The 14,276-nt window shown below is 63.0% G+C and carries 11 protein-coding genes; 1 reads left to right on the forward strand and 10 read right to left on the reverse strand.

Annotation, left to right across the window (positions count from 1 at the left end; translation table 11 throughout):
* Positions 1–46: 46 nt before the first annotated feature.
* A complete protein-coding gene (locus tag SM130_RS11635; protein ID WP_102825879.1) occupies positions 47–763 on the forward strand; it encodes a hypothetical protein in 717 nt (238 codons plus the stop codon).
* On the opposite strand, the gene SM130_RS11640 is transcribed toward SM130_RS11635, so the two are convergent.
* The 10 genes from SM130_RS11640 to pqqC all read right to left on the reverse strand — a co-directional run bounded on the left by SM130_RS11640 (position 746) and on the right by pqqC (position 14,260).
* The gene (locus tag SM130_RS11640; protein ID WP_102825878.1) at positions 746–3,904 is read right to left on the reverse strand and encodes an efflux RND transporter permease subunit; all 3,159 of its coding nucleotides are present in this window, start codon (positions 3,902–3,904) and stop codon (positions 746–748) included. The genes SM130_RS11635 and SM130_RS11640 overlap by 18 nt on opposite strands.
* A complete protein-coding gene (locus SM130_RS11645; RefSeq protein WP_102825877.1) occupies positions 3,901–5,388 on the reverse strand; it encodes an efflux RND transporter periplasmic adaptor subunit in 1,488 nt (495 codons plus the stop codon). The genes SM130_RS11640 and SM130_RS11645 overlap by 4 nt, the downstream gene beginning before the upstream one ends.
* The gene (locus SM130_RS11650; protein WP_102825876.1) at positions 5,385–6,638 is read right to left on the reverse strand and encodes a TolC family protein; all 1,254 of its coding nucleotides are present in this window, start codon (positions 6,636–6,638) and stop codon (positions 5,385–5,387) included. Before SM130_RS11650 ends, SM130_RS11645 begins: the two co-directional genes overlap by 4 nt.
* Positions 6,639–6,729: 91 nt before the next feature.
* Entirely contained in the window at positions 6,730–7,074 is a 345-nt protein-coding gene (locus SM130_RS11655; protein WP_102825875.1) for a hypothetical protein, read from the reverse strand.
* A 51-nt stretch (positions 7,075–7,125) separates the two neighbouring features.
* On the reverse strand, positions 7,126–8,826 hold the full coding sequence (locus tag SM130_RS11660; protein ID WP_102825874.1) for a PAS domain-containing hybrid sensor histidine kinase/response regulator: 1,701 nt from the start codon (positions 8,824–8,826) through the stop codon (positions 7,126–7,128).
* On the reverse strand, positions 8,810–9,973 hold the full coding sequence (ercA, locus tag SM130_RS11665) for an alcohol dehydrogenase-like regulatory protein ErcA (RefSeq protein WP_102825873.1): 1,164 nt from the start codon (positions 9,971–9,973) through the stop codon (positions 8,810–8,812). The genes SM130_RS11660 and ercA overlap by 17 nt, the downstream gene beginning before the upstream one ends.
* Before the next feature lie 107 nt (positions 9,974–10,080).
* A complete protein-coding gene (locus SM130_RS11670) occupies positions 10,081–12,012 on the reverse strand; it encodes an alpha/beta hydrolase family protein (RefSeq protein WP_102825872.1) in 1,932 nt (643 codons plus the stop codon).
* Positions 12,009–13,163, reverse strand: coding sequence for a pyrroloquinoline quinone biosynthesis protein PqqE (gene pqqE, locus SM130_RS11675; protein WP_102825871.1), 1,155 nt, complete (start codon positions 13,161–13,163; stop codon positions 12,009–12,011). Before pqqE ends, SM130_RS11670 begins: the two co-directional genes overlap by 4 nt.
* Positions 13,135–13,413: a pyrroloquinoline quinone biosynthesis peptide chaperone PqqD gene (gene pqqD, locus SM130_RS11680; protein ID WP_102826133.1), complete on the reverse strand. Its 279-nt coding sequence runs from the start codon at positions 13,411–13,413 to the stop codon at positions 13,135–13,137. Before pqqD ends, pqqE begins: the two co-directional genes overlap by 29 nt.
* 94 nt (positions 13,414–13,507) lie before the next feature.
* Positions 13,508–14,260, reverse strand: coding sequence for a pyrroloquinoline-quinone synthase PqqC (gene pqqC, locus SM130_RS11685; protein WP_102825870.1), 753 nt, complete (start codon positions 14,258–14,260; stop codon positions 13,508–13,510).
* Between the last annotated feature and the right edge of the window lie 16 nt (positions 14,261–14,276).

Here is a 14,276-nt window from a genome sequence, read left to right on the forward strand (position 1 = left end):
TGGACGGCGAAAGTCACAACGGAATGAACATTTCGCACGTTTTCCCATGCTCACGCTGATCGCTGCCCTGGCGCTGACAGCCACCCATGTACTGGCCGGAAGGCTAAGCAAGCTGCACGAGTCACCGCGTAACCGCTGGCTCTCGGTGGCCGGTGGTGTTGCCGTGGCCTACGTGTTCGTACACCTGCTCCCTGAACTGGCCCAAGGGCAACAGGTGATGGAGGATAGCGGGTTCCACCCACTGCGCTACCTGGAACACCACGCTTACCTGCTGGCCTTGCTCGGCCTGGCCTGTTTTTACGGGCTGGAACGGTTAATCAAGCAGCACCGCAGCGAGCGCCCCGACGAGGCGCCGTCCCATGCAAGTGTGTTCTGGCTCCACATTGGCGCGTTCGCTGGCTACAACGCATTGATCGGCTACATCCTGGCTAATCGCGACCCAGCGCAGCCGCTGGAGCTGATCTGGTACACGGTCGCCATGGCGCTGCATTTCATGGTCAACGACGTGGCGTTGCAGCATGACCACCAGCAACTGTTCGCCCGGCGTGGCCGATGGATCCTGGCCGGCTCGACGCTGGTCGGCTGGGCGTTCGGCACAGCCATCGAGTTATCCGAGGTGGGCATTTCAGCGGTTACCGCATTCATTGCCGGGGCCATCATTCTCAATGTGCTCAAGGAAGAACTGCCGTCTGAGCGAAACAGCACAATCGGCGGTTTCCTGCTCGGGTCGCTGGGATATTCGGCCCTACTGTTGCTGATGTAACGGTCCCGCCCGGACGCCTCGCCGCCCCCGTGGCCTGCGCATCAAACGATAGGCGGCCGGGATCACGAACAGCGACAGCAACGGCGCGCTCAGCATGCCGCCGACCATTGGCGCGGCAATGCGGCTCATCACTTCGCTGCCGGTGCCAGCGCCTAGGAGGATCGGCAGCAGCCCGGCGACGATCACCGCCACGGTCATTGCTTTCGGACGAACCCGTTGCACCGCGCCTTCTCGGATGGCGTCGCACAGCGCGGCTTCGTCATGCAGCCCGTCGCGCTGCCGATCAGCCCAGGCATTCTTCAAGTAGAGCAGCATGATCACACCGAACTCCGCAGCGACCCCTGCCAGCGCGATAAAGCCGACACCGGTCGCCACCGACAGGTTGTAGCCCATCAGATAGAGGAACCAGACGCCGCCAGTCAGCGCGAACGGCAGTGTCAGCATGATCAGCACGGCCTCATCCAGACGACTGAAGGTCAGGTAGAGCAACACGAAGATGATCAGCAAGGTGGCCGGAACGACCAGCTTGAGCCGCTCGTTGGCGCGCTCGAGGAACTCGAACTGCCCCGAGTAGCTCAGGCTCATGCCAGGTAGCAGGGTGATTTGGGCGCTGATCGCCACGCGCAGATCAGCAACGACCGAAGCGATGTCGCGGCCGCGCACATCGACGTACACCCAGCCGGCCAGCCGCGCGTTTTCGCTACGCAACATCGGCGGACCGTCACTGACGCGCACCCGCGCCACGCTGCCGAGGGTGATCTGGCTGCCCTGCGGTGTGAGGATCGGTAATTGCTCCAGCGCCTGGGGCGTATCCCGCCATTCGCGTGGATAGCGCACGCTGATCGGGTAGCGCGCCAGCCCCTCAACGGTTTCGCCGACGGTTTCACCACCGATGGCGCTAGACACGATCGACTGCACATCGGCGATATTCAGGCCATAGCGCGCGGCGTCCCGCCTGTCGATGTCGATATCGACATAGCGCCCGCCAACCAGACGCTCGGCCAGCGCCGAGCTGACACCCGGAACCTGCTTGGCGACGGCTTCCACCTGTTGGCTGATCCGGTCGATCTCCTCCAGGTTGGCGCCGGCGATCTTCACCCCGATTGGGCTTTTGATGCCGGTGGCGAGCATATCGATGCGGTTGCGGATCGGCGGAATCCAGATGTTGGTCAGGCCTGGCACCTGCACGGCCCTGTCCAACTCGTCGACCAGCTTTTCCGGGGTCATTCCAACGCGCCACTGCTCGCGCGGCTTGAAGCGAATGGTGGTCTCGAACATTTCCAGCGGCGCCGGATCGGTGGCCGACTCCGCGCGGCCGGCCTTGCCGAAGACCGTCTCGACTTCCGGGACCGTGCGGATCATCCGATCGGTCTGCTGCAGCAACTGCGCGGCCTTCTGCGCCGACAGCCCCGGCAGCGCCGAAGGCATGTAGAGCAGATCGCCCTCGTCCATCGGTGGCAGAAACTCGCCGCCCAGCCGTGACATCGGCCACAGCGTGGTAGCCAGGATCAGCACGGCTACCACGATGGTTGCCTTCGGGTGATCCAGCACTGCATTCAGCGCAGGGCGATAAATTCGTACCAGCCCGCGGTTGAGCGGATTGCGCGCCTCGTCCGGCAGCTTGCCGCGAATCCAGTAGCCCATCAGCACCGGCACCAGGGTGACGGAAAGCCCAGCTGCGGCCGCCATGGCATAGGTCTTGGTAAAGGCCAGAGGCCCAAAGAGGCGGCCTTCCTGCGCTTCGAGGGTGAACACTGGAATGAACGACAGCGTGATGATCAGCAGACAGAAGAACAGCGCTGGGCCGACCTCCTCCGCTGCGCTGGTCATGACTCGCCAGTGTTCTTCGCCTTCCAGCGCCCTGCCCGGATTGGCGTGACGCCAGGCTTCAGCCTTCTTGTGAGCGTTCTCGATCATCACCACCGCGGCATCGACCATCGCGCCGATGGCAATGGCAATACCGCCGAGCGACATGATGTTGGCGTTGATGCCCTGGTAACGCATCACGACGAAGGCGATCAGTATCCCGATGGGCAGCGAGACGATGGCCACCAGCGAGGAGCGCAAGTGCCAGAGGAAGATGCCGCACACCAGGGCGACGACGATGAGCTCCTCCAGCAGCTTGAAGCTGAGATTCTCCACCGCACGGTCGATCAGCTGGCTACGGTCGTAGGTGGTAACGATTTCGACGCCCTTGGGCAGGCTGGTCTTCAGCTCCTCAAGCTTGCTATGTACGGCGGCGAGGGTTTCCCGCGCGTTCTTGCCGCTGCGCAGAATCACCACGCCGCCGACCGTTTCCCCTTCCCCATCGAGCTCAGCGATGCCCCGGCGCATTTCCGGACCGAGCTGAACATGCGCGATGTCGCCCAGTGTCACCGGCACGCCGGCGCTGAGCTGCAACGGAATCTGACGAAAGTCATCGAGCGTCTGCAGATAGCCGGATGCGCGGACCATGTACTCGGTCTCGGCCAGTTCGAGCACCGCACCACCGGTTTCCTGGTTGGCCATGCCGATCGCTTCGATCACTTGGGCCTGGGTCACCGCAAGGCTGGCCATCTTCAGCGGATCGAGTACGACCTGATACTGCTTGACCATGCCGCCGATGGTCGCCACTTCGGCCACGTTGGGCAGCGTGATCAATTCGTACTTGAGGAACCAATCCTGCAGGCTGCGCAGCTGCGCCAGGTCGTGCGTACCGCTGCGGTCGACCAGCGCGTACTGGTAGATCCAGCCAACGCCGGTAGCGTCCGGCCCGAGTGATGGCTTGGCGCTGGCCGGCAGGCGACTCTGGACCTGGCTCAGATACTCCAGCACCCGCGAGCGCGCCCAGTAGAGGTCGGTGCCGTCCTCGAACAGCACATAGACGAAGCTGTCGCCGAAGAACGAATAGCCTCGCACGGTCTTCGCGCCGGGCACCGAGAGCATCGTCGTGGTCAGTGGGTAGGTCACCTGATTCTCGACGATCTGCGGTGCCTGTCCCGGATAGGGCGTGCGAATGATCACCTGCACATCGGACAGGTCCGGCAGCGCATCAATCGGCGTGGTGCGCACGGACCAGATGCCTACGGCGGTCATCAACAACGTTGCCAGCAGCACGAGAAAGCGGTTCAGCACGGACCAACGAATCAGCGCGGCAATCATGGCTGCTTCTCCAGAGTCTGAACCCGCTCGACCAGCAAACCCTCGTCAGTTTCCCTCACGGCGAAACGGACCCGGTCTTCCACCTTGATGTTCTGCAGCAATGCCGCATCGACCACCGTGAACGTCATGGTCATGCCCGGCATGCCGAGCGTATGGAACGGCCCATGGGCGATCTTCATTCGAGTGTCGCTCAGCGCCAGGACGCGGCCTTCGGACTCGTGTAAGGCGGGCGTTGGCTGCGCCTGATGGTGTACGTGGCCCGTATCACTGGCGGCCGGTGGCGCGACGATTCCGCGCAGGCTGGCTTCCGAATCCAGCAGGAACTGCCCGGATGCGACCACCTGTTGCCCTTCGTCCAATCCGCTGAGGATGACGGTCTGGCTGCCATTCTCCCGCCCGGTCTGCACTTCGACCGGGCGATAACGCCCGCCGGGCTCGGCCAGCATCACCAGGCTGCGTTGGCCCGTGCGGATTACGGCCTCGCTGGGAATCAGCAGAGCCAATGCCCCCTCTCCGCCGGCCAGGCTGGCCTGAGCCGTCAGCCCAGGGCGCAGCAGTCCGCCCGGATTGGGCAGCTGCACCCGCACACGCAGGGTGCGGCTTGCAGCATTGGCTTGCGGCAGCACCGCGGTGATCTCACCCTCGATGGGTTGTCCCGGTAGCGCCGGGAGCCGTGCGGTGGCGCGCTGGCCGACGCGGATGCCCTGGCTTTGCGCCTCCGGCACCGCGACTTCCAGCCAGACGCTGTCCAGCCCATTCATCCGCGCCAGCGAAGCACCGGCAGCAAGCGTCATGCCTTCACGAACATCCAGCTCCTGCAGTACGCCGGCGATCGGAGTGGAAATGGTGACGGACGCGTTGATTTTGCCACTGCGCTCGAGCTGGTTGATGGTCACCGCCGGCATTCCAACCAGCCGTAGCCGCTGCCGTGCGGCCGCCAGCAATGCCGGCTCGCCGATTCGCCGCAGGGCCAGATATTCCTCCTGGGCGGCCGTCCACTCGGGGATCAGCAGATCGGCGAGCGGTGCGCCTTTGGCTAGCAGATCACCGGGCGCATGCCGATACACGCGTTCAACGAAACCGCTGGCCCGCGCCTGAACGACAGCGACATCGCGCGCGTTGTATTCGAGCACACCGACCGCTTCTACCTGGTTCGTCATCTGCCCGCGACTGACGACAGCCAAGCGAACACCGAGATTTTGCGTGATGCCGGGATCGATACTGATGGCGGCGACATCGCCGCCTTCGTTGGCGTAGCGCGGCACCAGATCCATGTCCATGAACGGTGACTTGCCCGGTTTTTCGAAACGCTGCTGCGGCACCATCGGGTCGTACCAATAGAGCACCTGGGCTTGGCTACCGACGACGGATGCGGCGTGTTCGGAGCCGTGATTAGCAGAGCTGGCAAGCCAGTAGCCGCCGCCCGCACCGATCACCGCGGTCAGCCCGGCCAGGGCGACGCTTGCGAAAGTAATCCGGCTCATTTGGCTTCTCCATAAGCGAGGTGCAGGCGCGCCGCAGCGATGGCTAGCAGACCTTGCAGGTCGATGTGTTTAAGACGGGTTTCGATCAGCTCGTTACGTGCTGCAAGCACCTCATCCAGATCGCTGCTCCCTGCGCGATAGCCGGCCATGGCCAGCTCCACCTTTTCCTCCCCCAGCGGCAGCAGCACCTCAGCGTTGCGCTCAAGCGCGCGCTGCAGCCGTTCCAGATCCGCCAGTTCGATGGCCAACTGCTCCACGACTTCGCGCGTCATGGCTTCGCGCTCGGCTTCCAGTTGCTCGAGCTCGGCGTAGCGCGCGGCGATCCGTGGGTTTTGCCGCGAGCGCTGGAAGACCGGCAGGTCGAAGCTGAACTGCAGGTTGACCATGTCGCCATACTCACGGCCGCGCTTGAGGTAGCTGACCTCCCAACTCCAGTCGATCTGCTTCTCGGCGACCGCTTCACGAATGCGGGCCTGCGCTTCCTGAGTCATCGGTGCATAGGCCGTCAATTGCGGGTGCGCGGCAACCCGCTGCGCCAGTTGCCCAGGGGCAATGGCCCAACGAGGCAGCTCGCCGGCCAGGGGTTGATTGCCATCGTTACCGACCCAGCGCACCAGTGCCGCGCGGGCCTGGCGGCGTTGCTGCTCCAGTTCATCCTGGCGCTCGGCCAGTAGCGCTGCTCGCTGCTTCGCCGTGACGCTGTCGGTCAGCTGCCCGCGCCCTCCGGCAATACGGGCCCGAATCGCTTCGGCGAGCAGGCGGTTCTCCTCGAACAACTGCTCGAACAGTCGGATTTTGCGCTCCACGGCATGGGTAGCTATCCATGCCTGGGCCGTCGCCAAATACACCTTGAGCGTTTCCACCTCGCGCGAGGCATTCGCGCGATCGACAGTCGCTCGTGCCACATCGGTGCGCGCCTTGCGCTTGTCGCGGCTTGGCACTTCTTGCATCAGGCCGACCATGCGCATGGTCATGCCATCGTCATCGAGACTCCAGCGCTCGGCGCCCTCGATGGGCAGGTTCTGCAGGCCCAGCAGCAGTTTCGGGTCGGGTAGCTCGCCAGCGGCGACGGCCTCGCTACGCGCGGCGTGCAGCCTGGACGCTTCGGCACGCAGCGAAGGCGCCTGCTGTTGTGCAAGGCTCAGGGCATCGTCGAGCGTCAGGCCGCTGGCTACACCAGGCAAGCCAAACGCAGCGGCAACCAGCACGCCAGCGAACGGCCGATACTTCCCTATCAATCGGGAGATCATGGATTGGATTCCTCGGTTTCCTGCATGCCGCGACGGCATGCCTACAGCGTCTCAACGCATGTGCGTGGGACGATTCAGGTCAGCGATGGAATCAGTAACGCGGGGGGCGCCAGACGTCGGCGCCGGAGCGGGCGGGAAAGAACGCGGGGTAGTGAGCTACGAGTTGCGCCAGCGACGCGGTGAAAATGGGCTGGGTGATGCCGGTCTGCACCAAACTTCCGGTCTTGCACTGGTGACCGCTTTTACACAGTGGGTTGCCAGCATGCGAGTGCGCATCCTCGTCCTGAGCGATAGGTTGGTGTGCGAGATGCGGGAAGACGTCCATATCGCCCTGCATCTGGCATGGCTCTGCGCTTAGCTCAAGCGCAGCCATACCGCTTGCGGGTAGCGCAAGGCTGATCAGCAGAACGAGTAATAGACGCACAGAGGCTTTCATGGCAACGAGTCTAGCCGGACTCGGGCCGTAAAATACTTGATCCAGATCGTGTCAGTCCGCATCCGGTCCTCCACCAGTCCCGTTGCCGGCGAGTAGATGGCTGAGCACCGAGCGCATCTTGCCGGGCTTGACCGGCTTGTTCAGCACCGGGACACCACAGCCGTGCAACAGCTGCCGGCACTCATCGCTGCGGTCGGCAGTGATCATCACCACCGGTAATGCCTCATTGAAGCGTTCGCGCACTGCAAGCACGACATCCCAACCGGTGAGGCCATGGTCCAAGTGGTAATCGGCGAGGATCGCATCCGGCGCAACCCCGCCCAACGCCGTCAATGCGCCCTGCTCATCTGAGGCTACCAGCACCGTGCAACCCCACTGCTCAAGCAGCGCGGCCATGCTCAGGAGAATGCTTTCCTCATTGTCGATCACCAACAGTCGACGTCCCGGCAGTGGGTCGCCTAACTGCGCGACGACTACCGGCGCGGCGAGGCCCTGGCTCGGCGCCATTTCCGCCAACGGCACGTCGATGCTGAACACCGAGCCACGTCCCAGATGGGAGCGCACCAGCACGCGGTAATCCAACATGTTGGCGATGCGGTCGACGATGGCCAGCCCCAGGCCGACCCCGCTGCGTTTTGCAGATCTGCCGATTCCCAGTTGGTTGAATTCGAGGAAGATCGACTGCAGCTCCTCCTGTGGGATGCCCCGCCCGGTATCCCACACTTCGATGCGCAAGGCCCCGGCGCGCATGCGGGCGCCAACCAGAACGCTGCCTCGATCGGTATAACGGCAAGCATTGCTGAGAAAGTTGCGCAGGATTCGCGTCAGCAGACGGAAATCGCTTTTGATGGCAAAACGGGGGATGTAGTGCTTGAACTGCAGCCCCGCGGCGTCGGCCACGGACTGGAACTCGGATACCAGCGGCAGCAGGACGTCAGCCAGCGAGTAGATGTCTATGTCCGGCTTGATGGCCGCCTGATCCAGCTTGGAAATATCGAGCAGATCGGTAAGCAAATCTTCGGCGCCCTCCAATGCCTGATGCGCTCGCTCGACCAGATGCCGTTCACTTTGAGGCAGCTGACGTTCGCGCAGGGTCGAAATCAACAGGCGCGCCGCGTTCAGCGGCTGCAGCAAGTCGTGGCTGGCCGCCGCGAGATACTTGTCCTTGCTCAGATTGGCAGCCTCCGCTGCATCACGAGCCTCACGCAGTTCGCAGGTTCGCTCGGTAACGCGATGCTCCAACTCTTCGTTGAGCTGCAACAGGCGCAACTGCGCCAGTTTGCGTTCAGTCACGTCGGCGACGAACCCCTCAACCAGCCCCTCTTCGTCTGGCTTGAGCAAGAGGTTCATGACCACATAGATCGCACTGCCGTCCTTTCGACGCAGACGCGTCTCATAGCCGAACAGTCCGTGCTGCTGGCCAAGGGTATGGCGAATCTGGCGCAGTTCTTCCTCGCCGCCGATGAACAGATGATGGGACAGATCGGTCAGGGTCCACAGCGCGTCTTCAGGTGTCTCATAGCCAAGCATGCGCGCCAGCGCCGGATTGGCAGCGCGGATGCCTTCCTGCAGGCTGGCCTGAAAAATGCCGTGTACCGCGTGCTCGACCAACCATTTGTAGCGATTGCGCTCTGCCTCGAGTTCTTCGAGCCGTGCCACCAGTTCCGGATAGTGACTCTTGCGTGCCGAATGGCTGCCAAAGCCAAGCAGTTGCGTCAGCGCTTGATTCGGGTCGTCAGAGGGCTTCGGCATAAACGACCTCGACGTCCCGCTGCGTCGATGAGCGTGGGTTGGTCAGGATGCACGGGTCCTGCATCGCATGCTGCGAGAGGAACGGGATGTCGGAAATGTTCACGCCGTGCAAGCCAAGGGTTTCCTTGAAGCCGATCTGCTGCTTGAGATCGATAAGGTGCTGCACCAGTCGTTCACGGACCTGCCTGTGGTTCAGCCCGCGCGAATCGATACCCAGCGTCTCGGCAACCTTGCGATAGCGATCAGGTGCGGCTTCATAGTTGAACGCAACCACGTGTTCAACCAGGACGGCGTTGCATACGCCATGCGGCAGGTCGAGATAGCCGCCCAGGCTGTGGGACATCGCATGCACGGCTCCGAGAATCGCGTTGGAGAACGCCAGCCCGGCCTGCATGCTGCCGAGCATGATCTGTTCGCGTAGGACGATATCGGCGGGATTGGCGATCATTTGCGCCAGATTGCCGTTGATCAACCGCATTGCCTCCAGGGCGTGTGGGTCGGTCAGCGGTCCGTTACCGGTCGAAACGAACGCCTCGATGGCATGCACCAGCGCGTCGATACCCGTACAGGCCGAGAGGAACGGGTCCATGCTCAGCGTGGTTTCCGGATCGATCAGCGAGACATCCGGTACGGCCGCCTTGCTGACGATGGAGAACTTCATCCGCTCTTGCTGGTTGGAAATGATCACGAACTGCGAGACATCCGCCGAAGTACCCGCCGTGGTCGGGATCAGGATCAGCGGCGGACTGGGCACACGAAGGGTGTCGACGCCTTCGAACTCGTAAATATGACGACCATGAGCTGCGACGATGCCGATACCCTTGGCGCAGTCCATCGGGCTGCCGCCACCGACGGCGACGATCACATTGCAGCCCTCGCTGCGGTAAAGCTCGGCGCCGAGCATCACCTCTTCGCAGCGTGGGTTGGGCGATACCCCGGTGAACAGGCAATGACTGATGTTCTGTCTTTCAAGACTTGCCTGTACGTCAGCCACCCAGCCGGCCTGCACTACGCCGGGGTCAGATACCAACAGCACCTTTCGCGCACCGAAATTCGCGGCGCAGTTGCCAACACTGTGGCGACAGCCGGCTCCAAAGATTATTTCAGGGGACACGAATTTGCGCTGGATGCTGATGTTCGGGCTCATGACTGCGGCCTTTTTTATTTTTTGTAACAACGGGCCAAGCCTACTGCATTGCTCCGGTAAAGCAATGCGTCTATTAGGCCGCGCCGTCGCCCGTCTGGCAGAAAGCCTTACAGCGAGCGCTGGTAGAAGCGCCATTCCCGTTCCAGCGCGTCCGCCAGATTGCGCGCCTGACGAAAGCCGTGGCGCTCTTCAGGATAGAGCTGATATTCCACCGTAACACCGCGAGCACGCAGGGCCGCCACCATCGACTCGGTCTGCTCGGGCAGCACGACCGCATCCTGTCCGCCCTGGAGGAAAATCACGGGGGCGGTTATCCGTTCGGCATTGTGCAGCGGCGCGCGCTCACGAAAACGCTCCGGCACCTGCTGCGGATCGCCGATCAGCCAATCCAGGTAGTCACCTTCGAATTTGTGCGTTGCTCGGCGCAAGGCCAGCGGATCGCTGACGCCATACAGACTGGCCCCGCCACGAAAGAGGTTGGTTGTGGCCAGTGCGCTGAGTGCGGTGTAGCCGCCGGCGCTGGAACCGCGGATGAACAGCCGCTGCGAATCGACCTTGCCCTGCTGCCCTAGCGCCTGGGCGGCCTGACAGACGTCTTCTACATCGACGATGCCCCAGTGCTCATGCAAACGCTGCCGATAGGCGCGACCGAAGCCGCTGCTGCCGCGGTAATTGACGTCGACAACGGCGAAACCGCGCTGGGTCCAGAACTGGATACGCGGGTCGAACACCGGATAGCTCGCCGAAGTCGGGCCGCCGTGGGCGAACACCACCAGCGGCGGCAGCGTTTCGGACTCGCCCTGGCAACTCGCATTGCGCGGCGGATAGAAGAAGGCATATGCGATTTCCGTATTCCCCGTGGCAAATCGCATCGGTTCAGGACGTGACAGCTGGGTGGCCGCAAAGGGGATCGTGCCGCCTGCCAAAACCTGCACCGCGCCGCTAGTACGTTCGATGGCCAGTACAGCCGGCGTTCGCTCCGGCGAGCCGGCGATGCAGAACACGTGTGTGTCGTTCACGGCCAGCTGGCGACAACGAGTGAACTCCGCGGCCAGCTGGCGTTGGCTCGCGTCGACAGCGTGCTCGAACAGCCAACCATACCCGTCCACCATGTGCGTCAGCAGTAGGCCGCCGTCGCTCAGCGGCAGATAGCTGGTGGTACCCAGTTGCCAGGGCGCCGGGGCGCAGTCGTAATCCGCCGCCGCTTGCGTAAGGCTGGAAGGCGTCACCAGCTGTTCAGCCACCTCGATCCACGGCTGCCAGAAGCCCGAACGGTCGCTCAGGCAATGCAGGCGACCATCGGCGTCGAAGCGAGGCTGCTGCAAGGACTCGCCACCCTCCGCGCCGGCCAGGCATTGCCTGTTGCCCCAACACCCGTCTGGCAGGCGCTCGCCGACGCAAAGGCGTGTGGCAGTCCAAGGCTGCTCGGGCCGGTCCCATTCGATCCAGGCCAATCGCGTGCCGTCCGGGCTGAGCGTGGGCGTGGAATAGAAGTCAGCCCCTTCGAAAAGCTTGCGCCGCGTGCCATCGGCCAGCGCAAAGCTCACCAGCCGATGCACGACGCCATCGGACCCGTGGGATTCCTCCAGCGCGATGATCGCCTCAGCGTGCGGGTCGTGCTGCAGGTCGCCATATCGGCATTCTGGCTGTCCTGTCAGGGCAACAGGCTGCGGTAGTGCAGCCTCGGCCCTGTTGAGTACCTGCAGGTAGATCTGCTGATCCGTCTCGTTGACGAAGGCGAGACCTTGGGTGGTCAGGCAGAATGCACCGCCACCGTACTCGTAGACCCGGCTACGAACCGAGAAGCCGTCGGGGGTCAGGCTGTGGGCACGACCGTCCCGCCACAACCACAGCGTGCAGCGTCCATGTGCAGGGTCATATTCGATCCAGCACAGTCCACCGTGCCCGGCACGCAGCTCGGCATAGTCCCGGCTGGCGCCCGCTGCCGCTTCGGCGCTCCACCCGCTGGGCCAGAAGCCGTAAGGCAGGCACTCAATTGCCGGGTTGGCATTGGTGAAATCGTTGTCGGGCCCCTTCATACCTTGAGGATTAGCTTGGAAGCCTTTTCGTTGCGGTGTTGCAGTTGTTCGAGCCCCAGCGCGCCATGGTCCGCTTGATCGCGAGCCGCAAGAATCTTGTCGTGATGCATGGACTTGCTGCACACCGGGTCGGCGTTGGCGGCATCGCCGGTGAGCATGAAGGCCTGGCAGCGGCAGCCGCCGAAGTCCTTCTCCTTTTCATCGCAACTGCGACACGGCTCGGGCATCCAGTCGTAACCACGGAATTTATTGAAACCGAAGGAATGCCGCCAGATGTGCTCGATGCTGTGCTCGCGCACGTTGGGAAATTCCACCGGCAGTTGCCGCGCACTGTGGCAAGGCAACGCCGTGCCGTCCGGGGTGATGTCGAGGAACAGGTTGCCCCAGCCGTTCATACAGGCCTTCGGGCGCTCCTCGTAGTAATCGGGGGTGACGAAGATCAGCTTGCAGGGGTGATTTTCCGCAGCCAGCTTGTCGCGCCACTCATTGGTGATGCGCTCGGCACGCACCAGCTGCGCCTTGCTCGGCAGCAACCCAGCACGGTTCAGCTCGGCCCAGCCGTAGAACTGACAAGTCGCGAGCTCGACGAAATCGGCCTCAAGCTCGATGCACAGACGGATGATCTGATCGATGTTGTCGATGTTATGCCGGTGGGTGACGAAGTTGAGCACCATCGGGTAGCCGTGCTTCTTCACCGCCCGAGCCATTTCCAGTTTGTGGGCAAACGCCTTCTTCGAGCCGGCGAGCAGGTTGTTCACCTCTTCGTCGGCAGCCTGGAAGCTGATCTGAATATGGTCGAGCCCGGCCTCGGCGAAGCTGGCGATCTTCTCTTCGGTAAGACCGATGCCTGAAGTGATCAGGTTGGTGTAATAGCCGAGTCCACGCGCAGCCTCGATCAGCTCGGCCAGGTCCTGCCGCACCAGCGGCTCACCGCCGGAGAAGCCAAGCTGCGCAGCACCCATCTCGCGTGCCTGGCGAAACACCTCGATCCACTGCGCGGTGGTCAGCTCTTCATGGCTGCGGGCGAAGTCCAGCGGATTGGAGCAGTACGGGCACTGCAACGGGCAACGATAGGTCAGCTCCGCCAGTAGCCAGAGCGGCGGACCGGGCTCGTAGCCAGGTTTAGCGAAGCTCGATCCAGAACCGTTCAATGGCAACCTCCAGAAACGCGACGATATCTTCTTGAATCCCTTCAGCCTCGGGATAGCGGGCCTGCAGGTCGGCGACTATGGCGCCGATGCTACGGGCCCCGTCCACCTCCGTCAGCACCGCCGCCGCGCTTTCGTTGAGTTTGATCATGCCTTCCGGGTACAGCAGCACGTGACAGCTTTGCGCCGGCTCCCATTGAAAGCGGTAACCGCGGCGAAAGGCCGGAACCTGGGTCAGTTGGATGTCGCTCATGGTCATTGTCTCGCCAGTCGGCAGGCGGGCAGCCCGGCCAAATCAATTTTGCTCGCTGGCGGTGGGCCGAAGCCCACCCTGCAGAGGCTCGTTCCTAGAAGCTGATTCCCTTGTGCCAGATCCGTTCACGGGTCACGGTATGGTACGGCGGGCGATCCAGCTCGTAGGCCATGGTCATGGCGTCGAGCATGCTCCACAGCACGTCGAGCTTGAACTGCAGAATTTCCAGCATGCGCTCCTGTGCCTCGCGGGTGCGGTAGTGGTCCAGGGTGATGCGCAGGCCGTGCTCGACGTCGCGGCGGGCTTCCTTCAGGCGCTTGCGGAAGTAGTCGTAGCCGGAGGCATCAATCCAGGGATAGTGCTGCGGCCAACTGTCCAGGCGCGACTGATGGATTGTCGGTGCGAAGAGTTCGGTCAGCGAGCTGCTGGCAGCTTCCTGCCAGCTGGCACGGCGAGCGAAGTTGACGTAGGCATCCACCGCAAAACGGACGCCGGGCAGCACCAGTTCCTGCGACAGCACTTGCTCACGGTCCAGCCCTACCGCCTCAGCCAGTCGCAACCAGGCTTCGATACCACCCTCTTCGCCCGGCGCCCCATCGTGATCGATGATGCGCTGAATCCACTCCCGGCGGGTATCGCGGTCCGGACAGTTGGCCATGATCGCCGCGTCCTTAACCGGAATGCACACCTGGTAGTAAAAGCGATTCGCGACCCAGCCCTGAATCTGCTCGCGCGTCGCCTGCCCGGCGTACATCGCCCGGTGGAACGGGTGATGGATGTGGTAGTACTCGCCCTTGGCGCGCAGCGCTTGCTCGAATTCGGCTGGACTCATGGCTGGCAGGTTCATGACGGTGTCGTTCCTT

Origin of the sequence: Stutzerimonas stutzeri, from assembly GCF_038561965.1 — a bacterium.
GTDB lineage: Bacteria > Pseudomonadota > Gammaproteobacteria > Pseudomonadales > Pseudomonadaceae > Stutzerimonas > Stutzerimonas stutzeri_AA.